Below are 26300 nucleotides of genomic sequence, written 5' to 3'. Positions count from 1 at the left end.
CTTCAAGTATTCGGTTTAGAATACAACCCTTAAATTAATTATTTACTAAACAAAATGCTTTCAATTTCTTTAACACGATCCAATCGGCGTTGAACACTTTTTTTTCTAAAGCTCAACCTAAAAAATTTTTCTTTTAGACCTTCCTTTTCTTTAATACTGCGACTTGCCTGTAAATGCTCTATATATATTTTTTTAGAATTTTGTTCTAAATTGCTCTTACAATCAAAGATCCAACAAAATTCTCTAGGCAGCTCTGCAACAGCATATTTAGATTCTGTTAAAAGTTTATCTTCTTGTAAAATATCCTCTAAAACCTTTTGATCCCAGACATCAACTCTTTGCTTACAAGAATTATTCCACTCTTTCATTAAATCCAAAGCTTCTTGAGTGTCATTTAAAAACAATGTTCCAGACATTAAATGACCATCTTCCAAATCATGACAAACAGCAATATCACATTGAAAATTATTTAAATATTCTAAAGGTGAATGATGAAATACGGCGTCAACATCCACATAGAGTAAAGGACCGCGAATTTCTCTACGTTTCATTTCGAGAAAAGCCGATTTAAAAGAGGTATTTTTTATCCAATTTCCATGATTTTCAACAACTGTTATATCGACCTTAATATTAAGTCGTTCTGCTGAAGCACGAAATCTTTCAGCCTCATGAGTATAGAAAGTATCGTTTGTATGATAAGCAACTACTGTTACATTTGATCCTGATTGAGCAATCATATTTTCGAATACCATTTTTGGAAATGGTATCGTGGCTTTCTTAATATCAGCATTCCATGCTCTATTCCTCTTCAATATTATCATTTGTTCCACAACTATCCTTGTTAATCAATTTAATAAATTTAATCTTAGCTCTTTTGTAAAGCAGCCAATTCATTAATTATTAAACTGCATATTATGCAATAATGCATAGCGACCATTCTTTTCAATTAATTCCTTGTGCTTACCCTGTTCGACAATTTCTCCTTGATGCATGACTATAATGTTATCTGCTTTCTCAATGGTTGAAAGTCGATGGGCAATGACAATAGTAGTTCGATTCTGCATTAAAGTTTCCAATGCAGCTTGAACTAAACGTTCTGATTCAGTATCCAGTGCACTTGTCGCTTCGTCTAAAATTAATATAGGAGCATCTTTTAACAATGCACGAGCAATCGCAAGTCGTTGACGCTGTCCTCCAGAAAGTTTCATGCCCTGATCACCTACCTGGGTTTTTAAACCCAAAGGCATATCCTGTATAAAAGACCATGCATTCGCAGCCTTAGCAGCTTGAATGATTTCATCTTCTGAAGCTTTTGGAGATCCATAGGCAATATTATTTGCAATTGTATCATTAAACAAGACAACATCTTGACTAACTAGAGACATCTGAGATCTAAGGCTTTTTAGCTCATAATCTTGTACATTTACACCACCAATTGTTAATTCCCCAGAAGTTACTTCATAAAACCGAGGAATTAAATTTACTGTTGATGTTTTTCCACAGCCTGATTCTCCCACCAAAGCTACAACCGTACCTTGTTTTACAGTTAAATTCAGATGATGAATTGCATCTTTTTCGGAGTTGGGATATCGCAAAATAACATTGTTAAAAACAATATCTCCTATTGGCAAATTCAGTTTTTTTTCCCCATTATCTTGTTCTTCTGGCTCATCTAAAAAGCGAAAAACACTATCTGCAGCCATTAATCCACCTTGTAACACAGACGACATGTTGGTAATTCGTTTGAGTGGATCAAACATCATTAGCATTGCAGACAAAAAAGACATAAAATCACCTGCAGTAAAACCAGAATGTGTTGCTCTGCGAGCTGCTAAATACAGTATTAAAGATAATGAAGTAGCTATCATTAATTGTGTAACAGCACTCCCTATAGAAGTATATGACTGTCTTCGAACAGCTAAACTTCTTAATGCTTTATTGGTAATGTCTAGACGATGTTGTTCATATTCTTGACCACCATAAACACGAACAACTCGAGTACCATCTATGGACTCAGACAAAATTTGCATGACTTGACCCATGTCATTTTGACTTTTAGCCGACAAACCTCGAATTTTCTTGTTTATAACTCTTACACACCATCCTATTAGAGGGATAGTCACAAAAGTGATTAAAGTCAATTGCCAATCAAGATAGAATAGCCAAATAAGTAACCCCAATACCGTTACACCATCTTTAGCAAAGACTGTAATAACATCAAAACCTGCTGCCGTTATACCTCTGGCATCAATCGTTATTCGTGACATCATTCTGCCTCTGCTATTTTCTTGATAATAACTAATAGGCAGCATCATCATTTTTGCAAATAAATCTTTTTGAATGGATTGAACCATTCGATTGGATATATAAGCACTTGTATATTCGTTGATATAATTAGCTATTCCTCGGAAAATAAATAGTCCCACTATTTCAAGAGGAATCCATTTCATAATTTCAAGATTTTTTTCGACAAATCCGTTATCGATAATAGGCTTGAGCAAAGAAGCGAATAAGGGACCCGTTATACCAACGATTATCATCGCTATTACGGATGTAAAAAAATACTTCAACAATCCTTTCATATAAGGAAACAAACGTTTATATAACTTGCCAGAAGTATATTGATTTTTTTGCCTGCTTTTATTCATCCAAGGATATCACTATTAAATTTAATTTTTAGATTGTAATAAAGTTCTTAAATCATTAGCAACATCTGCCCAATTTCTAAGTTTGGTATTTTTAATTTTCATTTCTAAACTTTGACGATATTCAGGTTGATACACTAACTTTGTAATAGACTTTGCAATACTCTCAATTGACAAAGGATCACAATATTCTACTAAGTCCATACCAACTTCTGGTAATGAAGTAGCATTAGATACAACAGCAGTCTTTCCATAAGACAAAGCTTCACCAACTGGTAATCCCCACCCTTCATACAAACTTACCATCGCGACAAATAAACAATTTTTATACAATAAATCTAGTTCATCATCAGTAGCATTATTTAAAATCGTAACATAACCATATAAATTAGCAGTTGTGTTTAATACACTCCAAATATTCTCAGAATTCCATCCACTTCGGCCAACTATGACCAATCTAGGCAAATCACAATATCCTTGATCTAATAAATGTTTCCATGCAAGAATTAAGCGCCATAAATTTTTTCTTAATTCAATAGTGCCTACACATAAAATATATTCAGAACTTAAAACAGTTTTGGATAAATCTGACAAACTACTTAAAAGCTCAAGATCACTTGGAATTGGATCCTTTTCCTCTTGGACAATTTTTTGAGGAATTGAAAAACCGATTTGTACTAAAGGAAGAGTGGTCACACTTTTTTCAATTTTATGATCATTTAAAAATTTTACTAAATCACCTTTAGCACTTTCCGAATCTGAAATATAAAAATCAGTATAATCAGCAGACTGATACAGCCATTTATAGAAATTTTTGGTTAAATCTTTATGAACCATGTTAGGCGAAATAATAGGAATTAAATCATAAACCATAGTAAATATGTTTACACCTATTAATTTAACCTGCTTATACATTTTTATATTTTCTAAACGCCAAGTTGAGTCTAAAAGCACTAACTTATCATTTGAATTTATAACATCAAGCAATTTTACGAAATTAATATCTGTCTTTTCTAACTTACGATATTGCTTCCATTCGCTTATATTTACACCCCTTTTATTAAAGCGTTGATCTTTCTTAAAATGGGCAGCTAGATCGAAACGTGTTCTATGAATAACATATTTAAACTTATTGTTTTTATATTTTAAAATCAAGGCACCAGGTCCTAAGATGCCTAATTCTACGAAATAATCATAGGTTAAATCTGGAGATTCCCAATTCTGAAAATCAGATTTTTTGATATTCAATGCAAAATATTCTTTTTCTCTTCCACCAGCCACTTTCGCAAAACATATCCAAACTTGTTGATTTTCATTGTTCTGAAATTCCTTCAAAATCATTGCCACTACGCGTTGAATACCTGAATAACGTCTATACATACTTAAGTATGTTAACATTTCACTGATATCAAAAATTATTTTTTCATTATTCATAAAACTCTCATGTTTCTGTTTCATTAATTGTTTAGCATCCAAGATATAGTGTCATTTAATGAGTAAGAACTATCGGGGTTAATGACACTCTTTAAAAGACTATTATCACCACACAAATTAATGATTTCATTTTTTCGAACAAAATTAGGATTTATATTAATTTTAAGAAAATGGTTGCTATTTTTTTCGCATATTTCAATGACTTCTTTTAACGAATATTCTTTACCTGTACAAATATTACATACAAAACTTGAAATTCCGGTTTCGATCAACTGTCTATACGCATTGACAACAAATCTTACATCATTATATTCCCGATATACATTGATATTACCTAATTCGATAAATGTTTTTCGTTGTTTAAAATGTTCAACAATTTTAGGAATTAAAAAATTATTTTTTTGACCTACCCCAGTATAGTTGAATGGTCTGACAATAATAATCGGCAAGTCAGTCATGTAAATTTTGGCAATGTACTCCATAGCAAGCTTACTAACAGCATAGTCATTTGCAGGAAAAACTTCATCCTGTTCTGAAATGATAGATTTGGTAGTATTGCCATAAATATTGGCACTGCTTGCTATCAAAATGGACTTTGGTTTTTTTCTTAATTCTGCTGATACAGCTAATAAATGACGAGTTCCTACCGTGTTTACATCATATAACTGCTGAATATTGTCATGCCCTACATATGCAATTGCAGCCAGATGAATGATGATATCTGGCTGAATAGTTTGTAAACAATTACGTAAAGAATCTACATTTAAAAGGTTTAGAAAAAAATAATTACTGGCTGTAATGGATGGATCGGTTCCTGAGCGGTAAACTTGATAACCTAATGACTCCATTTCTAGTTGCATATATTTACCAGTAAAACCTTCACTTCCTGTGATAAGCACTTTCAAACCAGAATTTTCATTTTTGTCCATTAAAATGAAGTCCCTTTTTTATTACGATCTATATCGGCTTCAACCATCATTGTGCATAACTCTTCTAAGGTGGTTGTAGGACTCCAGCCTAAAATATCTTTAGCTTTTTGTGGATTTCCTATTAATAGGTCAACTTCAGCCGGTCGATAAAATTTCGGGTTAACTTTAACTAATACTTTTCCTGAATTTATATCAATACCTTTTTCACATTCACCATTTCCTTCAAATTTTAATTCAAAGCCTGCGGCTTTAAATGCCATCATTACAAAATCTCTTACGGTTTCGGTTCTATTGGTTGCCAAAACAAATGTATCAGCGGAATCTGCCTGTAGCATTCTCCACATTCCATCCACATAATCCTTTGCAAATCCCCAATCTCGTTTCGAATCAAGGTTTCCTAATTCTAGACAATCTTGTAGACCTAATTTGATCTTTGCTACTGTGTCAGTAATTTTTCTAGTTACGAATTCACGACCACGTAATGGTGATTCATGATTAAATAAAATTCCGCTGCTCGCAAAAATATTGTAACTTTCTCTATAATTTATTGTCATCCAATGAGCATATAGTTTTGCCACACCATAGGGGCTGCGGGGATAGAAAGGTGTCGTTTCGGTTTGGGGAATTTCTTGAACCTTACCAAACATCTCTGAAGTACTTGCCTGATAGTAGCGAACATCAGGTTTTACAATCCGTATTGCCTCTAAAAGATTTAGCGCACCTATTCCCGTGATTTCTGCAGTAGTTACTGGTTGGTCAAATGATACGCCTACGAAGCTTTGCGCAGCTAGATTATAAACTTCGTCTGGTTCAATATCTTTTATTAACCGTATACTGGCACTGATATCTGTCAAATCATATTCCACCAAAGACAAGTTAGGATGATTTTCAATACCTAATTCTGCTAAACGCCAAAAATTTACTGAACTCGTTCTTCTATATGTTCCGAAAACTTTATATCCTTTATTAAGTAGTAACTCTGTTAAATAGGCTCCATCTTGTCCTGTTATACCTGTAACAATTGCTTTTTTCATAAAATACTTACCCTCAATTTGAAAATATTACATACAAAAATTAAAAAAAAACGTGATCTTCATTGGTGTAATTTTACTATAATATATGTATCTATTTTGACATTTACTTTAATTCAAAATAAACAAATTTAGTTTCAAATATATATAGCTACATAAACTATGTCTAATCTCAAAACTTTAATATTTATTAATTTAATAGTGCTTTATAACTATTCCAAATCTTTGATAATTTGAAACAAGCTTTGACCAGTTTCCAACCATGAATTAGGTCGATAATTTAGCCTAATAAGGTCTTCTTTATTTGACACATACTCAGGATGAGATAATAAAAACTCAATTTGTCTTGCCCAAGCTTCTGAATCATATGGATCAATATAATCTATAAAATCTTTGCCAACTTCGGGAAGCGAAGATCTATTTGATGCAAGACAGTATTTACCAAGTGCTAAACTTTCTGCAACAGGTAAACCATACCCTTCAACAATCGAAGGAAATAAAGTAAACATGCAATTTTTATAAAGATATATCAATTCATTATCAGACACATCTTCCAAAATTAAAATTTTATCTTTAACACGGATATCGTTATTTAATTGATTAAGAAAATCGTTAACCAACCATCCCTTACGTCCGACAAATAAAATTTTGGGTAAATTAGAAACCTTTTTTTCAATCAACTCTAAATAGGCTCGATATAAAACTTGATGATTTTTTCTAATTTCTATAGTTGAAACAAACATTAAATAAGGATGTTCTGTTAATTCTTTAAGTTTTGGAGAGTTAGCAATATTTGCATACTTATTAACAAATTGACATCCTAATGGTATGATTTTAATTGGCGTTTTCTTGTGATTATTGTGCTGTAGATAATTATATAGTTCTTTTTCAACATATTCGGAATTACAGCAAAAAAGATCCGCTATTCGCGCTAAACGTTTTAAATGCTTTTTAAATAGTATATTTGCCTGTTTTTTTACAAGTTCTGGGTGCTTTTCAGGAATGATATCGTAGCATAATACAGTAATTTTCAATTGTATATTTGATTTTATTTTTTCTAATTCAAAAAAATCTCTAGATTTGATATTCAAACCAGAAGAAATCAATAGATCTCCAGACTCAAAAGGATGATTAATCCTATTAAAATATATATTTATTAAATGAATACGCTTCAAAATACTATTAAGCATTTTTTTGCATTTAACTTTAATTTTTACAAAAAAATTTTTACGAGTTCGCAAATGTCTTTTTGAATTATAATCATTTACATTTATATTCTTTTCTTCCGGATTTGCATAAAAGTCCAAAATTTTATTTATTTGATTTTCATCTAATTCTTTAAATCCACTTTTTGCATCGTAAGTACAAAATTTAATCAGATCACCATCAAGACGGAGTTTATTGAAATAAGTAAATATTTCATATTCCGTTCTTGGAATGCCAGATAATCTTGCGAACTGGGATATATTAGAAAGATGTAACCAAATCATATAAACTCTTAAAATTAATTTTTATGCAAAATTCGATACAGTAGCGAACTCATTGTATCTTTAATAACGACCAATTGTTTGCTTTTTGAATAGTGATTTTTATCAGACATATGATTCTTAGTCTGTTGCTGGCAATGATTTTCAGTCCCTAATTCATATAATGAATAATGGATCCCTAAATCTTGTGTTACATTCGCAAAACGATGTGGAAAATCCAGCTTTTTGGGTTCAATTGCACAAGTGTAAGCATATGGACCTGTAATACGTAAAACTGCTTTTTTTCCCACGCCATGAAGCCAAGGATTATATACCTGTAGGTTTCCCAACACATTATGCAAAACTTCTTTTAAAAAAGGATGCCCACAGGTTGATAAGATAGCCCACTGAATATATTCTTTGTAATTTAAGTATTTAAGCTCTTTTGGTTGAATTAATTGTTTCTCCCAGTGAGATAGTATAAATAAATCATCGTCCCTTAGTACGCTATCCAAGGGTTGGGTCAATGTGGTTTTAATATCTAGATATACCCCTCCCTTTTTATAAAGGAGTAAATATCTAAATAAATCTGCTCTTGCTGGTCCCAGCTCTGGTGATATAGAAACATATTCTTTCAAAATATCGCTTCCATATTCAGCTAATATAAATTTTTCTACATCTTCATCATCAAAAAAATGATAGCTCCAACCTGGATTTAACTTACAGATATAATCTATATTTTTTTTCAATTCTGGTTTAAGGGCATCCCAACTTTTATACGTTTGATAAATAGTCTTAGGAATTCTGTCTCCCAAAATGACTTCTGGTAGACTATAAGGATGTTTCCCATTGTTTAGAAGAAACTGATATTTCTTGATAGACATGTTAAGGACTTTAATCAAGTTCAACCATTAAGGCGTAAGAAATTTCGCTGATTACTAATTCATAAAAAAGTATTAAACATTTGGTTACTTACAATTTACGTCTTGAATAAACCGGATGTAAAACTTATTTTCGTTCAAAATCATCCTGCAATCGTTCAATATCATCTTCTCCGGTGTATTCCCCAACTTGTGCTTCAATTAAGATCACAGGAATTTTCCCATCGTTAGCCAATCGATGTACTTCGCCCATTCGTATATAAGTACTTTCATTGGGTCGCAAGAAAAAAGACTCTTCACCGATAGTTACCGTAGCCGTACCTGAAACAACTATCCAGTGCTCACTTCTGTGCCAATGACGTTGCAATGATAAGCGTTTTCCAGGTTTAACTTCGATACGCTTAATTTTATAACCTTCTGTATCTTCTAAAACAGTATAACTTCCCCATGGGCGGAACATGGTTTTATGTTCTGTTAACAGTTTGTGATTATTTTTTTTCAATTCTCCGATCAGTTGCTTTACTTTTTGTGAAGAACCCTTATTGGCGACTAACAATGCATCGGGTGTATCAACGATAATACAATCATTGATATCAATTGTAGTTATTGTTCGTTCGTGACCTAAAATTAAATTATTATGACTATTTAACCCAACATATTTTGATTCTAATGTATTTCCGCACTTATCTTTAGGTAAAATTTGATCTAAAGCATCAAAACAGCCCAAATCTGTCCATCCAAATTGTGCTGGTATCATTTTGATTAATTTTGAATGCTCTAGGACAGCATAATCAATACTATTTTCGGGGATATTTTGCATATCCTCCAACGGAACTCGATGTGTATTATCGCTACCCTTGTCGATGTTGGTGAAAGCATGTTTACAAGCGGTTAAGATTTCTGGGGCATAACGTTCTAGCTCTTTTAAAAATACACCTGCTTTGAAACAAAATATTCCTGCATTCCAAAAAAATTTACCAGAAGAGATATATTCTAAGGCCGTTACTGCATTTGGTTTTTCATGGAATTTAGTTACATTTAAAACATGATGATTTTCTAGTTCACACTCTATATACCCATAACCTGTTTCCGGCGAGGTGGGTTTAACGCCAATAGTAATGATGTAGCCTTCTTTAGCTTTTTCTTCAGCCAAGTGCATTATATTTTGATAAATTGATTGTTGGGTGATCAAATGATCAGAAGGTGTGACTAAAACCACATCTTCTTCATCCAAATCCATACAAGCTAATGCTATAGCAGGTGCAGTATTTCTTCCAATTGGTTCAATTAAAAATCTTGATTTCTTAAGAGACAAATGTGTTAACTGCTCTTTTGCTAAAAAAAATTGATCCATATTTGTAATGAAATAAAATTCATCACATAACTCTTGATTATAATGAACAGTTTTTTGAAATAATGATTGCCCCTCTAATAAGGGTATGTATTGTTTAGGCTGAGCATTTCTACTTATTGGCCATAGTCGCGTTCCTTGGCCACCACATAATATGATGTTAATCATTCTAAAACCATTATTTATTAAAGAATTTATAGATAAATCTAACTTTTTCTAAGATTCTATATTATAACTTTATATTACGGGCAATAAGTCCGATGTTTACCATTTTTTTGTAAAAAATTTATTTTTTTTTCTTTTCTTTTTTAAAGTCTTTTTTTATAGGTTGATTTTATGAATTTTTTAATTACTGGAGGTGCTGGTTTTATTGGGTCTACAATGATTAAGTATTTACTTAATCATACAGATCATAAGATATTAAATGTCGATAAATTAACCTATGCTAGTAACGTAAATCTCTTAGAACATTTTAATCAACATTCGCGCTATCAATTTTTTAGAACAGATATATGTAATCGTAGAGATTTGGATGGGCTTCTTGAACAATTTAAACCTAATATTGTTATGAACTTTGCTGCTGAAAGTCATGTAGACCGTTCAATTCATTCTCCAGCAGATTTTATCAAAACTAATATTATGGGTACATTCACATTATTAGAAAGTTCATTTAATTACTGGAAAAAACTCAATTCAAAACAACAACAATCTTTTTGTTTTCATCATATTTCGACAGATGAAGTATATGGCGATATTGTTGATACAAATATAAAATGCACTGAACAATCACCTTACAGACCTAGCTCTCCCTATTCAGCCTCTAAAGCCAGTTCAGATCATTTAGTTAAAGCTTGGTATCGAACATATGGGTTGCCAATTATTATCACTAATTGCACTAATAATTATGGTCCTCACCAACATCTTGAAAAACTAATTCCTTTAACAATATGTAATGCTTTAAATCATAAACCCATATTACTATATGGTAATGGAAAACAAATTAGAGATTGGTTATATGTTGAAGATCATGTTCGTGCGCTTTATTTAGTTGCAACTAAAGGCAATCGAGGCGAAACATATAATATAAGTAGTGACTACACATGTGAAAATATTGAAGTCATTTATTCTATTTGCAATATTCTCGCTACAATCAGACCCTTCGATTATACTAATTTAATCCAATTTACTTCTGATCGACCAGGTCATGATTTTCGATATTCATTGGACAGATCCAAAATCGAATTTGAATTAGGTTGGAAACCGAAGGAGACTTTTCAATCTGGATTGGAGAAAACTATAGAATGGTATTATAAAAATTTACCCATATTGTCTTTATAAATCTAATTATGTTTATGAAGCTTCAATTTTTTTAAAAAAATAGTTTTTATAATTTGTCCAAAAGATTTAATGTTAGAAATAATGTTTTAATGCTTTACTTCACTTAAATAACATGGTTACTTTATTCTAAGTTGTATTTGAGATATATAATGATCGTTTATGATACACCTCTACATAATCTATTGATTATTGAACCATGTGTTCATATTGATGGTCGTGGCTGGTTTATGGAAAGTTTTAATCAAAAAGTATTTAATGAAGCTCTCCGTAATCGAAATCAGCTTATACCTGTTTTTGTACAGGACAATCATTCGTTATCGCATAGAGGTGTAATCAGAGGATTACACTATCAAATTTCTCCGCATGAGCAGGGCAAACTAGTCCGTGTTGTTCAAGGTTGTGTCTGGGATGTTGCGGTAGATATTCGTCCAGACTCCTCGACATTTGGTCAATGGTACGGAGTAGAACTTTCAGCAACTAATCACCGACAGTTTTGGATACCTGCAGGATTTGCTCATGGTTTTATTGCACTGGAGGATAATACTCAGTTTTTATATAAAACTACTGATTTTTATGCTCAGGAATGTGAACGTAGCTTACGCTGGGATGATCCAGAGCTGGCAATTAACTGGCCTATTTCAGCAGATATGGAAATTAGTATAACCACTAAGGATGCTCAGGCCGCTTATTTTGCCGAATACCAACAAAATAACTAAATAAACCATTTATTAGCTTTTGCATTCGAGTCAATAATGTTTTCAGATGCTAATTTGATTGCTTAATTATATTAATAACCTGCTCTATCATTTTTAGGTTGTTTTTGCTTTTTTTCTACAAAATATAGACATAATCAGATTAACTGTTATGTCTATTTTTTGATGATTTATACGCCAATAAAGCCATGATACTATTATTCTCTATTTGAAATCATTTTCTGGATGTATTGATATTATGCAGGACATTCCTCTCAGTATCTGGCTTATTTGGGCATTTGTACTAGTATGCGCTATTTTTTTCACTCATCTAATTTCTCGACAAAGATTATTGAAGGAAAGACAAGCGGCGCAATTAAAATTGCTTGAAACACAAAATGAACAAATACTTGTCCGTAACGAAGCAGAAGCTTTGCAACAACTTGTTGAAACTAGAGCTGTTGAGCTGGAGCATTATCGACAGGAATTACAACAGGTACAGAATCGCTTGAGTGCTGCTGAAGCCATCAACTCACAATTAGTTGGTGTTCAAGAAAGCTTAGAGCAAACCAGACAGGTTTATCTATCAACTACAGAACAATATCAACACGTTGCTACCAAGCTGGCTGCTGCTGAACAGCAATTGACTAATTGGCAACAGCGTGAACAGGAATGGCATTTGCGTGAACAAGAATTCGCAGTAACGGTGCAAGATTTAAGTCTTGCCAGAGTGGAAAATGGTCGCTTATCCACACAATTAAAACATGAACGCGATTCTTTTGCAGAAAAGCTGGCTATCTTGAACGATGCACGCTCCAGTCTAAGTGATCAATTCAAAGCTTTGGCTAATGATATTTTAGAAGAAAAAAGTAAACGTTTTAGTGAACAAAACAAACTTAGTCTGAATCAGCTATTAAATCCTTTACATGAGCGAATGGTTGGATTCAGTCAATTAGTTCAAAATACTTATGAGAAGGAAAGCAAACAACGCACCACGCTTGAAGCCGAGCTAAAACACTTACAACAACTCAACGCGCAGTTACATAATGATGCCAAAGCTTTAACTGATGCGCTAACAGGTACCAAAAATAAACATCAGGGTAATTGGGGTGAGATGATTCTAGAAAAAGTGCTTGAAAATTCTGGTTTGGTTAAAGGACGAGAATATGTATTACAGGCTTCTGCTACCGTGATAGATGAATCTGGTCGTCAACGACGTCTTCAACCTGATGTATTGGTTAATTTGCCAGAAAATAAACAAATTATTATTGATGCCAAAACATCTTTAACTGCTTATGCACGATATACACAAGCATCAGATCAAAAAAGTGCCGAACAGGCCTTGAGTGCACATATTCAATCGGTACGCCAGCACATTAAAGACCTTTCAGCTAAAAATTATGATGAGATTGAAGGATTAAATACGTTAGATTTTGTCTTTATGTTTATTCCCGTCGAACCTGCTTATTTGTTAGCATTACAACAAGATAGCCAGTTGTTTGATGATTGTTTTCAAAAACGTATTATGTTGGTTGGCCCAAGTACGCTACTGGCTACGCTACGAACTATTGCACATATTTGGCGAAATGAACAACAAAATCAAAATGCTCTGAATATCGCTAAAGAAGGGGGTAACCTCTATGATAAATTTGTTGGCTTTGTGACTACCCTAGAAGGTGTTGGCAAAAATTTAAACCAAGCCCAAGATCAGTTCCAACGAGCCATGAAGCAATTGTGTAGTGGTCGTGGCAATTTAGTCGGTAAGGCAAAAAAATTGCGCCAACTCGGGGTACAGTCAAATAAAACTATGCCTGATATCTGTCGTGAATATGAAAATGTAGAGCAGCCGTCAATTTTATTGAGCGAAATTGACTGAGAAACGTTAACATTCCACTACTGATTGCTTTATTTAGACAAAATTAGTTTACAATAGTTGATTTTTACTATGACCGAGTCAAGCCAATGTGTATTCGGCTATTTATCTGATCTCTTTTTATGACCAATACTTTTTCTAAAAAAAATAATTCGCTCTGGCAGGATATATTCAATCGGCGAATGCTAATTTGTGTGTTTACTGGATTCACTTCGGGTTTACCTTTGTATTTTCTGATCAATTTGATCCCTGCATGGTTACGCAGTGAGCACATAGACCTGATAACTATTAGCTTGTTTTCGATGATCGGTTTACCGTTTACCTGGAAATTTATATGGTCACCCCTGCTCGATGTTGCCCAGCTTCCATGGCTAGGTCGGCGACGTGGCTGGATGTTCATTACTCAAATAGCCCTTTTATTTTCATTATTAAGCTACATCAACCTTAATCCAGAAACTGATATGCGTATTATCAGCGGTGTTTCTTGTATGGTGGCTTTTTTTGCTGCCAGTCAGGATATTGTTCTCGACGCTTTTCGTCGGGAAATTTTACCAGACGAAGAATTGGGGTTGGGTAATGCTGTACACGTTAATGCATATCGCATTGCAAGCTTGGTCCCTGGTTCACTTTCTTTAATTCTTGCTGATATCTATCCTTGGTCAACGGTGTTCTTTGTCACCGCCTTATTTATGCTGCCCGGTTTATTCATGACCTTATTTTTGGCACAAGAGCCAAAGCTACCAAACATCGCGCCTAAAACTTTTGAAGAAACTTTTACCGAACCTTTTAATGAGTTTTTTTCTCGAAAAGGAATGAAAGGGGCTTTATTAGTGCTGACCTTTATCTTTTTCTACAAACTGGGTGATAGCATGGCGACCGCATTAGCAACACCGTTTTATCTGGATATGGGTTTTAGTAAAGAAAATATTGGCCTAATAGCCAAAAATGCTGGGTTATGGCCATCTATTATTTCCGGTATTTTAGGCGGTATTTGGATGATCAAGCTGGGTATCAACCGAGCTTTATGGTTATTTGGTATTGTACAGGTAGTGTCTATTTTAGGATTTGTCTGGTTAGCCAGTGAAGGACCGTTTCAGGTAATTGGTTTAAACCAACGCATAGCCTTAGCAGGCGTAATTGGATTTGAAGCGGTTGGAGTGGGGTTAGGTACTGCCGCTTTTGTCGCATATATGGCGCGAGAAACCAATCCAGCGTTTACTGCTACGCAACTGGCGTTGTTTACTAGTCTTGCTGCGGTACCAAGAACATTTATGAATGCCGGTGCAGGCTATTTAATTGAACTGATGGGATATGTAAATTTTTTCTGGTTGTGCTTTTTCTTAGCTTTTCCCGGGATGCTGTTGCTATTTAAAGTGGCACCATGGTCTAAAAACTATGCTGCAGAATAAAGGCTTATCAACCAAGTTTGAGTTGGTGTTCAATCTGATTAAATTGCCAAATATTCAGTTAAAAAGTGCAGTAACAACGATTTTTCGGCACTTTAATTTAGGTGTTACTATCTGAAGTGTCGAAGGTCATACATTTTGCTCATGCTAGTCTGCTACATGAGCTTTACCATCTTTCAAATTAATCATTTAAAAACGCATTATATTTTTTTTCATGTCCAATGGTGGTCATCGCTCCATGCCCAGGCAGCACCCTCGTGTCATCCGGAAGAGTCAATAGTTTAGAGCGAATATTGTGAATCAAATCAGCATGATTGCCACCTGGTAGATCTGTCCGCCCTACCGTTTCACGAAACAAAACATCACCAGCAATCAATAATTTGTTTTCTTGGTTATAAAACACGACATGCCCTGGTGTATGACCGGGTATATGCAAAACCTGGAATGTATATTGACCAACATTTAATTCATCCCCTTCTTCCAACCAACGTGTTGGTTTAAAAGACTGACTTATAGGGAAACCATAATTTGCCGTGACCTCGGGTAATGCGGCTATCCAGTACTCATCATGACGCTGTGGACCCAAAACCGGCACGTCGTTCAATTTTATTAAATCATTTACCCCGCTGATATGATCTAAATGCCCGTGGGTTAACCAAATAGCTTTTAAATTAAGTTGTAGCCTATCAACTTCGGCAAGCAAAAGTTTTGCTTCTCCGCCAGTGTCTGTTAAAACTGCTTCGTTGCTTTCATCATCCCATAATAATGCGGCATTTTGTAAAAACGATGTGACAGGGATGATTTTTATTTGCAAAGCCATGTTGTTCCTTTAAATATTTAATTCCTATTTTGGGCATATAATCGGCACAAAGAAGCTAATCTTTAATCCATTTTCAGGCAATATTTAATGGCGAAAATGTCGCACTCCAGTAAATACCATTGCCAAGCCATGTTCATCAGCAGCTTGAATCACTTCGTCGTCTCTGATAGAGCCTCCGGGCTGAATAATCGCTTTTATTCCTTGTTTAGCAATCACATCAACGCCATCACGGAACGGGAAAAATGCATCCGACGCTGCACAGGCTCCGCTAAGATCAAACCCGGCTTCTAGCGCTTTAGATGCAGCTATGCGGGTTGAATCCACTCGACTCATTTGCCCTGCACCGATCCCATAAGTCTGACCGCTCTTACCAAATACAATGGCATTGGATTTTACAAATTTGGCTACATTCCACACAAACAATAAATCCTGCAATTGCTGCTGAGTAGGTTTACATGCTGTAACTACCTGAACATCTGCTAGTTGCAACTGGTGATTATCGGCAGTTTGCACTAATAAACCACCACCAATACTTTTTAATTGAAATTGTTCACCGCTAGCCAGCATTGGTACTTCTAATACCCGTACATTTTTTTTGGCAGCAAGAATCGACTGGGCTTCTTTTGAGAACTTGGGCGCGATTAGAACTTCTAAAAACTGTTCAGTCAATACTTCAACGGTAGCTTGGTCTACTTCACGATTGAACGCAATGATGCCACCAAATGCACTTGTTCGATCAGTCGCCAAAGCTAGCTTGTATGCCGTTAATGTATCCGCTGCTACGGCCACACCACAAGGGTTTGCGTGTTTAATAATCACGCACGCAGGTTGTTGAAAAGTTTTTACTGCCTCCCAAGCTGCATCTGCATCCGCCAAATTATTATAAGATAATTCTTTACCCTGAAGCTGCCGGTATGAAGCCAAACTACCTTGAACCGGGACCTGCTCACGATAGAAAGCAGCTTGTTGGTGTGGATTTTCACCATAACGTAAATCTTGTGCTTTAATCCAGCTATGATGAAGTATTTGCGGGAATGCTTGTTTTGTAGAAGGCGTTGTTAAAGTTTCATCATCTATTTGATTGAGATAGCCAGCAATCATGTCATCATATTGAGCGGTATGTGCAAAAGCTTTTTTAGCCAAATGAAAACGGGTACGACGGGAAATTCCACCGTGACGTAGTTCTTCAATAATATCGGCATAATCATTACTATCAGTAACTATAGCCACATCTTGCCAGTTTTTAGCTGCAGACCGTACCATTGCCGGACCACCAATATCAATATTTTCGATAGCCTGTTCTAATGTGCAATCTGGACGGGCAACCGTAGCAGCAAAAGGATATAAATTAACACAAACCAGATCAATCGGATTGATATCATGCTGCTTCATTTGCGCCATGTGTTCAGGAAGGTCTCGTCTGCCCAATATTCCACCATGTATTTTAGGATGAAGTGTCTTAACCCGACCATCTAGCATTTCCTCAAAACCAGTATAATCCGCTATCTCAGTCACTTTTATACCTGATTGAAGTAGCAATTTGGCGGTACCACCAGTGGAAATTAGCTCAACATTCAATTGCTCTAACTGTCTTGCAAATTCGACCACATTTTTTTTGTCGGACACGCTAATTAGAGCTCGCCTGATGACAGTCATCACCTTCCCCTTTATCAATATCGTGATTTAGCCTAAAAGATGGTATTGCATTAATTTTTTTCGCAAAGTATTGCGATTTAACCCAAGAATCTGTGCTGCACGGGTTTGATTTTGTTCACAGACTTCCATCACACAACGCAAAAGTGGCAGTTCCATTTGCTGTAATACCATATCGTATACAGCACAGGGCGTTTCACCGTCCAAATCAGCAAAATATTGTTTAAGATTTGTCTCAATACATTGTGCGATACTGACTTTGTGGGTTTCACTCATTTATAATTTCCTCTCGGTACAAGACAAGACTACATCTGCATGTTATCCCGATAAGCACATGGCCAGACAGCCAACTGTGCTATTTGTTGACTTAAAAAAACATCTATCATCTGCAATTGTGTACAACTATCATCTATACAATTAATCTTACGACGAAAATCCTGGCCATCTACTAATCCAGCAACATACCAACCTATGTGTTTACGACCAATGCGAACCCCCAGATACGCGCCATAAAATTCGTGTATTGAACGTATATGCTGAGAAATGATGTTAGCGTGTTCTGCAACACTCAACCTAGCCGGCAAACATCCGTGTTCATAATAATACTGTAAATCTCGAAATAGCCACGGCTGCCCTTGAGCTGCACGACCGATCATCACCCCATCAGCTCCAGTTTGCTGGGTGATGCTAAATGCTTTCTGAGGACTTGTTAAATCCCCATTTACCCACAAAGGAATATCAATTTGTCGACGTAACTGAGTGATGAGTTCATAACGCGCCAAACCATGATACATTTGCGTTCGTGTACGTCCATGTACTGCTATAGCAGCGATACCCGCCTCTTGGGCAATACTTCCAATAGTTAAAAGGTTACAATGATCATCGTCCCAACCCAGACGAGTTTTTAAAGTCACAGGCACAGCTACAGCATCGACCACTGCGTGTAGAATTTCCGCAACCAATCTTTCATTTTGTAATAAAGCACTACCAGCTAATTGATTACATACTTTTTTGGCCGGACATCCCATATTAATGTCGATGATCTGCGCACCTCTGGCAACATTATAACGAGCTGAAGCTGCCATTTGCTGCGGATTATTGCCTGCAATTTGTACTACACGGACACCACTTTCGCCGGCAAAATCTGCTCGTTGTAACGTTTTGCGAGTCTGCTGTAAGCTAGGATCACTGGTCAGCATTTCACTTACAGCCCATCCCGCACCAAAATCACGACATAATTGCCGGAAAGGTTTATCGGTAATACCGGCCATCGGTGCCAGTGCGAAAGGAGCATCAAGCTGATAGGAGCCGATTTGTATCATAAAATTACTTTAACCAAAATCATCCAGCACAAACCAAAAATGTCATTGTACAATTTTTAAGCAATTAATCCAAATAGACGGATCATTAAACCAGCACATTTACCTTTTTAAATTCTAAACTTTAAAATGAACTACTGATCAATGAACCAAAAAAACTTTAAACAATTTTGATATTTCATTACTGTTAATCTTTAAATCAAAATTAAAAATGACTCTTAACTTGCAGATGTTAAGAGTCTTGAAAAAGATTGAGAACTAACACTGACTTTGTTCTTCCAGCCAGTCCTGAATTTGTTGATGAATCTTGGCTGAACTTAGACCCAACTGTTCATGCAACAAACCTGTATCTCCATGTTCAGTCACTTTATCTGGAATACCCAAAACCAATACCGGTATATTGATATTTGATTGAGCCAACACCTCAAGCACAGCACTACCCGCACCGCCAACAATACTGTTTTCTTCCAGTGTAACCAAATATTTATGTTCATTGGCCAGTTGCAATAACAACGTTTTATCGACCGGCTTAACGAAGCGCATATCGGCCACGGTCGCATCTATCGCCTCAGCGGCAGCCAAAGCTGGTTGCACCATACTTCCAAAAGCTACTAACGCAATGTCTTTACCTTTTCGCCGGATTAATCCTTTACCGATTTCTACCGTATCCAGATCAGTACCTGCTGCCACTCCTGTACCTACGCCACGTGGATAACGAACAGCAGCTGGTTGATTTAGCTGATAACAGCTTGATAACAACAAGCGACATTCACGTTCATCACTGGGCACAGCAATAACCATATTAGGAACACAGCGCAAATAACTCAAATCATAGACACCAGCATGTGTTGGACCATCTGCACCAACAAGACCTCCACGATCAATTGCGAATAAAACAGGTAAATTCTGCAAAGCTACGTCATGAATTAATTGATCATAGGCTCGTTGTAAAAAAGTTGAATAAATAGCTACCACCGGTTTCATATGCTCACAGGCCAAGCCGGCGGCAAAAGTTACTGCATGCTGTTCTGCGATACCTACATCAAAGTAACGATCCGGATAACACTGAGCAAATTCGACCAAACCGCTACCCTCCCGCATTGCTGGTGTGATCGCCAGCAGATTCTTATCTGCTGCAGCTTGATCGATAATCCACTGGCCAAAAACCTGAGTGTATGTCACGGCTGTTGCAGAAGCAGGCTTAATTAATCCTTGTGCCGGATCAAAAGCGCTTACTGCATGAAAAGCCACTGGATCATTTTCTGCCAGTTCATATCCTTGACCTTTTTTAGTCATAATGTGCAGAAACTGGGGGCCTTTTCGATTCCTAATTTCCTGCAACACTTCCACCAACTGAATCACATCATGACCATCGACAGGTCCTGTATAAGCAAAGCCAAAGTTATCAAATAACGACAAAGTTGAAGTTGTGCTTTCTTCAATCAAACCTTTGATTTTATTTTCCACTCGATGTGCGACATCCAGAGCACCTGGTACTAAACCTAAAACCCTTTCAGACTTATACTTAATAGATCTGACAATATCCTTAACCTCATGCAATGGATTGGTAGCCAGATATTTGGGTAATGCCCCGACATTAGGAGAAATAGACATCTCATTGTCGTTTAAAATAACCAGCAAATCTACATCCATATCACCGGCATTATTTAAAGCTTCGAATGCTTGTCCGCCAGTCATGGCACCATCGCCAATAATGGCCACACTTCTATTCGGTTTGAATTGCAACTTATCCGCGACAGCCATTCCTAAGGCAGCACCGATCGAAGTTGAAGAATGGCCTACACCAAATGCGTCATACTCGGATTCGCTTAATTTGGGAAATCCCGACAAACCACCATATTGACGCATCGTATGCATCAGTTGTTTACGACCGGTTAAAATCTTATGCGGATAACTTTGATGTCCTACATCCCAGACTAAATGATCTTGCGGCGTTTTATACACATAATGTAAAGCAATTGTCAGTTCAACCGCCCCAAGATTGCTGGCAAAGTGTCCTCCCGTTTTACTTACAGAATGGAGTAGAAAGGCACGCAACTCCTCTGCCAATTGTGGCAATTGTGACATATGCAAACGACGAATATCATCGGGAGAATCGATCTTGTCTAACAGAGGAGTAGAAATCATATTCAGGCTTCACTTAAAAAACAATGCAGAGTTAATGCTGCATCACTTAACCAAAATTAACTAATTATATGGCAATTATATAGCATTGAAAAACTCTTGCGCTGTAAAACTACCTGATTCAAATCAAGCCTGAAATACCAGAACAAAATCCTAACCTGTACTGTTGATATTTATTCACGGTGATAAGGATGATTATGTAAGATAGATTGTGCACGATATAATTGTTCAGTTAGCATTACCCTAACCATACCATGCGGTAAAGTTAAGCTAGAGAGGCGCATCAGCAACCGAGCTTTGGCTTTTAGCTCTTCAGTCATACCATCAGCTCCGCCAATGACAAAGCACAAATTTTCTCCCTGCTGCTGCCACTTACTTAACCAATCAGCCAGCTCCATAGAAGTAGGCGCTTTACCACGTTCATCTAGAACGATCAGAAAACTTTGCGGAGGTATGGCAGCCATAATTCGCTCTTCTTCCGCCGCCATACCTTGAGCTGCATTGACTCCAGAACCGCGTTTTTCAGGTTTTATTTCTTTTAACCTAAATTGGATGTCCCGACCAAAGCGTTTGCTGTATTCCGCCACAGCTTGATCAACCCACTGCGGCATTTTTGTACCAACCGCCAAAACAGTAATATTCATGGCTTTTCAAAATAAAAAATATAATAGAATGTTCAAACATTCAATTTTGACAACCAACAATACCCTTTTTTAACTACATCAATCTGCGGCTTGCCATGGTTTAGCCGCACCATTGTGAAAAGAAGGTTTTTCACCTCCCCACAACGCTTCAATATCATAATAATCCCGTACTGCCGGTTGCATCACATGCACAACCAAATCACCAGCATCAACTAAAACCCATTCACCACTATCCAGACCTTCAGTACTGATGATTTCAAAACCAGCCTGTTTTAGTTCAACAGCTACATTATTAGCCAAAGCCTTCACTTGCCTGGTGCTGTCGCCACTGGCAACAATCATTCGCGCAAACAAAGAAGTTTTAGCTGAAGTATCCAGAACCGTAATATCCTTACCTTTAACGTCTTCCAGTGCGTTAATACCAATGGCAACCATCATATCCCATTGAGCAATCAATTCTTTATCCATAAAATACTACCTTGTTTAAATACAACATCAATCAAGTAAAACAAAAAGGGCACTGATTATGCCCGATAAAGACCTTCATGGTCGACATATTCTGCCACTGCAGACGGTACATCATCTTGTCCACCATCTGTCCAGTGTGTGCGTATAAAAGTAGAACTAATCGACCAATAATCAGCCTGCAAAATAAATGCTCGGCCACCATCATTTCCTTCTGGCTGCAAACTATATTTAGTTAAAGCATTGTGTAACCACTTTTGCAACGGAGCCGATATCGACTCTAATCCTGTGTTCCCTCGAGCAGCCACGGCCAAATTAACGCTTTTCAGCAATGCTTGATAACGATACCAACGTGGTAATTGCATCAGCGAGTCCATTCCAACTAACCACCATAACTGAGACTGTGGCAACATCTTTTTAAAAAATGATATTGTATCAAATGTATAGGTAGGTCCACTACGCAACAAATCACAATCAGAAACATCAAAACGATTGTCCACACAAATAGTGCGCTTAACCATCTCTAATCGTTGTATCGCCGTGGTTTTAGAAGTTAATTGCTTATGATATGGCTCACCAGCAGGAATAAAAATAACTTTTTCCAGACATAACTCATCTGCAAAAGCACGCGCGATATGAACGTGACCGTTATGTGGTGGATCAAAAGTACCGCCAAACAAACCAATGCGTCTCATATTGATGGATGCTCATCTCCATTAATAACCACAGATAATTCTCCTGTTACCGGATCAATAATCAGACCATGAACCTTAATTTCTGGCAACATCAGAGGATGCTTTCGAATCATATTCACCGAATACGTTACCGCTTCTTCTACCCGATCGAAATCAGTCAACCATTTATAAAAATCAATTCCGGCATTTTCCAATACCTCAATGCATTCATCCGTGATGCCCCGGCTGCGCATCCGGTCTAGCATATCGGGAACATGCAGCGCCTGCATGCCACAATCTTTATGGCCTATCACCATAATTTCATTGACATTCATCTCAAACACCGCCACCAGTAATGACCGCATTACAGATCCCCAAGGATGAGTAATCAGAGCCCCGGCATTACGGATTACTTTAGCGTCACCATTTTTCAACCCTAAAGCACGTGGTAACAAGTCAAGAATACGGGCATCCATACAAGAAACAATAGCAAGATTTTTCTCTGGATACTTATCCGTAAAAAATTGCTCATATTCACCTGCACCGACAAACTTCTGATTAAAGTCCATAATTTCTTCAATTAAAGACATCTTGCTTCCCTTCCCTTGTATACGCCAGCTAGATTAACATCAACTTCTTATAATTTATATTACCTGGTATTAAAGTATTAGGCAGCCAATTGGCTGCCTGACTATTTCAGAAATGATTACGCCCCTAGCCACAGTAACTTAAAAGCCCATAATGCAGCTATAATCCACACCATGTACGAAACATCTTTAACCTTGCCACAAAATAACTTAATCAGCGCATAACTGATAAAGCCCATCGCAATACCATCAGCAATAGAATAAGCAAAAGGCATGAAAATCAACGTAAAAAAGGCTGGTGCTGCTTCTGAAACATCTTTCCAGTCAATTTCCGTCATACTGCGCATCATCAGCACGCCCACATATAATAAAGCCGGAGCTGTAGCATAAGCTGGCACACTCGCCGCCAATTTAGAAAACCACAAGCTCGCCAACATTAAAAGACCGACTACGACAGCCGTTAAACCAGTACGACCGCCGGCAGCGGCACCTGCTGCAGATTCCACATAAGCAGTGGTAGAAGAAGTACCGAGACCAGCACCAACCACAATTGCGGTTGAATCTGCTAATAACGCTTTTTTAACCCGTGGCAATTTACCATCTACCAACAACCCAGCACGACCAGCCACGCCAATTAACACTCCAGTGCTATCAAATAAATCAACAAAAAAGAAAACAAAAATTACACTTACCAAACTCATGGTAAATAAATCATGAAAATCTAGCTTTAAAAAAGTGGGTGCCAGTGAAGGAACCGGAGCAAATACTCCTTGGAACTGATTCAGCCCTATAATTGATGCCACTGCAGTGACAGCTAAAATCCCAATAATAATGCCACCGCGGACACGAAAATGCTCCAAGGTCACAATCAGACAGAATCCGACAATGGTCAACATAACCTGTGGCGAATGAATATTACCCAAGCTAACCAGCGTGGCAGGATTTGAAACCACCACTTCAGCACTTTTCAACGCTACTAACGCCAGAAATAACCCAATACCACCACCAATTGAGAATTTCAGCGAATTAGGTAATGAATTAACAATCGCTTCGCGAACTTTAAACAAGCTCAGAATAATAAATACAATACCAGAAACAAAAACCGCACCCAGAGCCACTGGCCATGGAATTCCCATTCCATTAACGACAGCATAGGTAAAATAAGCATTTAATCCCATTCCCGGCGCCAGAGCAATCGGATAGTTGGCAACCAATCCCATCATCATACAGGCAAAAGCTGATGAAATACAGGTAGCCACAAACACTGCACCAAAATCCATACCTGCATCTTTAAGAATAGTTGGATTTACCACCAAAATATAACTCATGGCTAGGAAAGTAGTCAGGCCAGCTAAAACTTCAGTTCTAACACTACTGCCACTTTCACTAATCTTAAAAAAATTATCCAAAAAAGAACGACCTGCAGGGTTCATACACTTTCCTTATGCAAGTAGAGGGTAAAGGCACAATACCTTAAACCTCTAACAGCCTAATCAAACAATCATCAAAAAAAAATAGATTAACAAAAGGTTATGAGATGAAAACAACACAAAACCTATCCATTCAGCATATTCTACATAACGTATAAATTCTTTTATATTCGATCATTTTTTCAATCGGAAATCACCATTTGTCCGCGTAATGAAAAAGTAAAAGCTTCTATGATTTCTAATTCCACCATTTGATTAATCAGACGCGGATGACCAGTAAAATTAACCACCCGGTTATTTGCTGTTCGAGCTTGTAACTGATCTGGATCTTTTTTGGAAACTCCTTCTACCAAACAACGCTGTATTGTTCCAACCATGGTTTGATTAATTCTTGTGGTTTCCGATTCAATAATCTCATTCAGTGCTTCGAGTCTTCTAACCTTTTCTTCATGGGGTGTATCGTCCGGTAAATTAGCTGCTGGCGTACCTGGACGGGGACTATAGATAAATACGAAGCTTAAATCAAAAGCGACGTCACGAACCAGCTTTAGCGTCTGTTCAAATTCTCGTTCAGTTTCACCCGGAAAACCAACAATAAAGTCTGAGCTTAAGCACAAATCAGGACGTATAGCACGTAATTTACGAATAATATGTTTATACTCTAAAGCAGTATAGCCACGCTTCATTGCCGATAAAACACGATCTGAACCTGACTGTACTGGTAAATGCAAATGCGAAACCAGTTTTGGCAAATCACGATAGCACTCAATGATGGCGTCAGAAAATTCCCGTGGATGACTGGTAGTAAAACGCATTCTTTCTATGCCGGGAATCTCATGTACAATTCTCAATAGCGTAGCAAAATCGCAAACCTCTCCATCACCCATCTCTCCACGATAAGCGTTCACATTTTGGCCAAGTAAATTAATTTCTTTTACGCCTTGCTGTACCAAACCTGCAATTTCAGTCAACACATCATCTAATGGGCGTGAGAATTCTTCACCACGTGTATATGGAACCACACAAAAACTACAATATTTCGAACAGCCTTCCATAATTGAAATAAAGGCTGAACCACCTTCTACCCTAGCAGGAGGCAAATGATCAAATTTCTCAATTTCTGGAAAAGAAATATCAACTTGCGATAATCCACTGGTTTCTTTGTCCAAAATCATCTGCGGCAAGCGGTGTAAAGTTTGTGGACCGAAAACCACATCGACATATGGCGCTCGCTGGATAATGGCCTCCCCCTCTTGAGACGCCACACATCCCCCTACCCCGATAATCAAATCTGGATTTTTAGCTTTCAGTGGTCGTATACGTCCTAAATCTGAGAATACCTTTTCCTGGGCTTTTTCCCGAACTGAGCAAGTATTAAACAAAATTATATCGGCTTCTTCAGCATTATCCGTGCGCTCTAATGGTTGCCCTTCAGCCAATACAGAAAGCATTTTATCGCTGTCATATTCATTCATTTGACAGCCAAATGTTCGTATAAAAACCTTCTTCATAACACT

Annotated in this window: 23 protein-coding genes; 4 read left to right on the top strand and 19 right to left on the bottom strand. The window is 36.8% G+C overall.

Annotated elements, in window-relative coordinates; all coding sequences use genetic code 11:
* Window positions 1-38 precede the first annotated feature (38 nt).
* The 8 genes from J3U68_RS00865 to J3U68_RS00830 all read right to left on the bottom strand — a co-directional run bounded on the left by J3U68_RS00865 (window position 39) and on the right by J3U68_RS00830 (window position 9905).
* A complete protein-coding gene (locus tag J3U68_RS00865; RefSeq protein ID WP_267376172.1) occupies window positions 39-821 on the bottom strand; it encodes a putative nucleotide-diphospho-sugar transferase in 783 nt (260 codons plus the stop codon).
* Window positions 822-893: 72 nt separating this feature from the next.
* Window positions 894-2648, bottom strand: a complete 1755-nt coding sequence (gene msbA, locus J3U68_RS00860) for a lipid A export permease/ATP-binding protein MsbA (RefSeq protein WP_267373537.1) — start codon at window positions 2646-2648, stop codon at window positions 894-896.
* 21 nt (window positions 2649-2669) lie between these two features.
* Window positions 2670-4079, bottom strand: a complete 1410-nt coding sequence (locus J3U68_RS00855) for a glycosyltransferase family 4 protein (RefSeq protein ID WP_267373535.1) — start codon at window positions 4077-4079, stop codon at window positions 2670-2672.
* A 23-nt stretch (window positions 4080-4102) separates the two neighbouring features.
* On the bottom strand, window positions 4103-5008 hold the full coding sequence (locus J3U68_RS00850) for a GDP-mannose 4,6-dehydratase (protein WP_267373533.1): 906 nt from the start codon (window positions 5006-5008) through the stop codon (window positions 4103-4105).
* Entirely contained in the window at window positions 5008-6042 is a 1035-nt protein-coding gene (gmd, locus tag J3U68_RS00845; protein ID WP_267373531.1) for a GDP-mannose 4,6-dehydratase, read from the bottom strand. Before gmd ends, J3U68_RS00850 begins: the two co-directional genes overlap by 1 nt.
* Before the next feature lie 209 nt (window positions 6043-6251).
* Complete coding sequence (locus J3U68_RS00840) at window positions 6252-7529, bottom strand: glycosyltransferase family 4 protein (protein ID WP_267373528.1); 1278 nt, start codon at window positions 7527-7529, stop codon at window positions 6252-6254.
* A 14-nt stretch (window positions 7530-7543) separates the two neighbouring features.
* On the bottom strand, window positions 7544-8389 hold the full coding sequence (locus J3U68_RS00835; protein WP_267373525.1) for a glycosyltransferase family 32 protein: 846 nt from the start codon (window positions 8387-8389) through the stop codon (window positions 7544-7546).
* Between the two features lie 124 nt (window positions 8390-8513).
* Window positions 8514-9905 (bottom strand): mannose-1-phosphate guanylyltransferase/mannose-6-phosphate isomerase, encoded by a 1392-nt coding sequence (locus J3U68_RS00830; protein WP_267373523.1) that lies wholly within the window; start codon window positions 9903-9905, stop codon window positions 8514-8516.
* Between the two features lie 168 nt (window positions 9906-10073).
* Here J3U68_RS00830 and rfbB point away from each other — a divergent pair, with 168 nt between their 5' ends.
* The 4 genes from rfbB (at window position 10074) to J3U68_RS00810 (ending at window position 15049) form a co-directional block, all read left to right on the top strand.
* Complete coding sequence (gene rfbB, locus J3U68_RS00825) at window positions 10074-11075, top strand: dTDP-glucose 4,6-dehydratase (protein ID WP_267373521.1); 1002 nt, start codon at window positions 10074-10076, stop codon at window positions 11073-11075.
* A 149-nt stretch (window positions 11076-11224) separates the two neighbouring features.
* On the top strand, window positions 11225-11791 hold the full coding sequence (rfbC, locus tag J3U68_RS00820; RefSeq protein WP_267373519.1) for a dTDP-4-dehydrorhamnose 3,5-epimerase: 567 nt from the start codon (window positions 11225-11227) through the stop codon (window positions 11789-11791).
* Window positions 11792-12026: 235 nt separating this feature from the next.
* Entirely contained in the window at window positions 12027-13643 is a 1617-nt protein-coding gene (gene rmuC, locus J3U68_RS00815; protein ID WP_323811414.1) for a DNA recombination protein RmuC, read from the top strand.
* Between the two features lie 119 nt (window positions 13644-13762).
* A complete protein-coding gene (locus J3U68_RS00810) occupies window positions 13763-15049 on the top strand; it encodes an AmpG family muropeptide MFS transporter (RefSeq protein ID WP_267373517.1) in 1287 nt (428 codons plus the stop codon).
* A gap of 178 nt (window positions 15050-15227) precedes the next feature.
* Here J3U68_RS00810 and J3U68_RS00805 read toward each other — a convergent pair whose 3' ends face one another.
* The 11 genes from J3U68_RS00805 to miaB form a co-directional block, all read right to left on the bottom strand.
* Window positions 15228-15866, bottom strand: a complete 639-nt coding sequence (locus tag J3U68_RS00805; protein ID WP_267373515.1) for an MBL fold metallo-hydrolase — start codon at window positions 15864-15866, stop codon at window positions 15228-15230.
* Window positions 15867-15950: 84 nt separating this feature from the next.
* A complete protein-coding gene (purH, locus tag J3U68_RS00800) occupies window positions 15951-17522 on the bottom strand; it encodes a bifunctional phosphoribosylaminoimidazolecarboxamide formyltransferase/IMP cyclohydrolase (RefSeq protein WP_267373512.1) in 1572 nt (523 codons plus the stop codon).
* A gap of 27 nt (window positions 17523-17549) precedes the next feature.
* Window positions 17550-17795 (bottom strand): helix-turn-helix domain-containing protein, encoded by a 246-nt coding sequence (locus J3U68_RS00795; protein WP_267373509.1) that lies wholly within the window; start codon window positions 17793-17795, stop codon window positions 17550-17552.
* 29 nt (window positions 17796-17824) lie between these two features.
* Window positions 17825-18838 (bottom strand): tRNA dihydrouridine synthase DusB, encoded by a 1014-nt coding sequence (dusB, locus tag J3U68_RS00790; protein WP_267376171.1) that lies wholly within the window; start codon window positions 18836-18838, stop codon window positions 17825-17827.
* A gap of 258 nt (window positions 18839-19096) precedes the next feature.
* The gene (gene dxs, locus J3U68_RS00785) at window positions 19097-20986 is read right to left on the bottom strand and encodes a 1-deoxy-D-xylulose-5-phosphate synthase (protein WP_267373507.1); all 1890 of its coding nucleotides are present in this window, start codon (window positions 20984-20986) and stop codon (window positions 19097-19099) included.
* A gap of 170 nt (window positions 20987-21156) precedes the next feature.
* Window positions 21157-21627 (bottom strand): 23S rRNA (pseudouridine(1915)-N(3))-methyltransferase RlmH, encoded by a 471-nt coding sequence (rlmH, locus tag J3U68_RS00780; protein WP_267373504.1) that lies wholly within the window; start codon window positions 21625-21627, stop codon window positions 21157-21159.
* Window positions 21628-21705: 78 nt separating this feature from the next.
* On the bottom strand, window positions 21706-22095 hold the full coding sequence (gene rsfS, locus J3U68_RS00775; protein WP_267373501.1) for a ribosome silencing factor: 390 nt from the start codon (window positions 22093-22095) through the stop codon (window positions 21706-21708).
* A gap of 56 nt (window positions 22096-22151) precedes the next feature.
* The gene (gene nadD / locus J3U68_RS00770; RefSeq protein ID WP_267373499.1) at window positions 22152-22787 is read right to left on the bottom strand and encodes a nicotinate (nicotinamide) nucleotide adenylyltransferase; all 636 of its coding nucleotides are present in this window, start codon (window positions 22785-22787) and stop codon (window positions 22152-22154) included.
* Window positions 22784-23356, bottom strand: a complete 573-nt coding sequence (locus J3U68_RS00765) for a beta-class carbonic anhydrase (protein WP_267373497.1) — start codon at window positions 23354-23356, stop codon at window positions 22784-22786. The genes nadD and J3U68_RS00765 overlap by 4 nt, the downstream gene beginning before the upstream one ends.
* 116 nt (window positions 23357-23472) lie before the next feature.
* The gene (locus tag J3U68_RS00760) at window positions 23473-24786 is read right to left on the bottom strand and encodes an NCS2 family permease (protein WP_267373496.1); all 1314 of its coding nucleotides are present in this window, start codon (window positions 24784-24786) and stop codon (window positions 23473-23475) included.
* Between the two features lie 179 nt (window positions 24787-24965).
* The gene (gene miaB / locus J3U68_RS00755; RefSeq protein ID WP_267373494.1) at window positions 24966-26294 is read right to left on the bottom strand and encodes a tRNA (N6-isopentenyl adenosine(37)-C2)-methylthiotransferase MiaB; all 1329 of its coding nucleotides are present in this window, start codon (window positions 26292-26294) and stop codon (window positions 24966-24968) included.
* Window positions 26295-26300 lie beyond the last annotated feature (6 nt).

This window comes from Snodgrassella sp. B3882, from assembly GCF_026535915.1.
Lineage (GTDB): Bacteria > Pseudomonadota > Gammaproteobacteria > Burkholderiales > Neisseriaceae > Snodgrassella.
The sequence above is the reverse complement of the archived record's forward strand: the minus strand, read 5'-3'. Positions and strand labels throughout refer to the sequence as shown.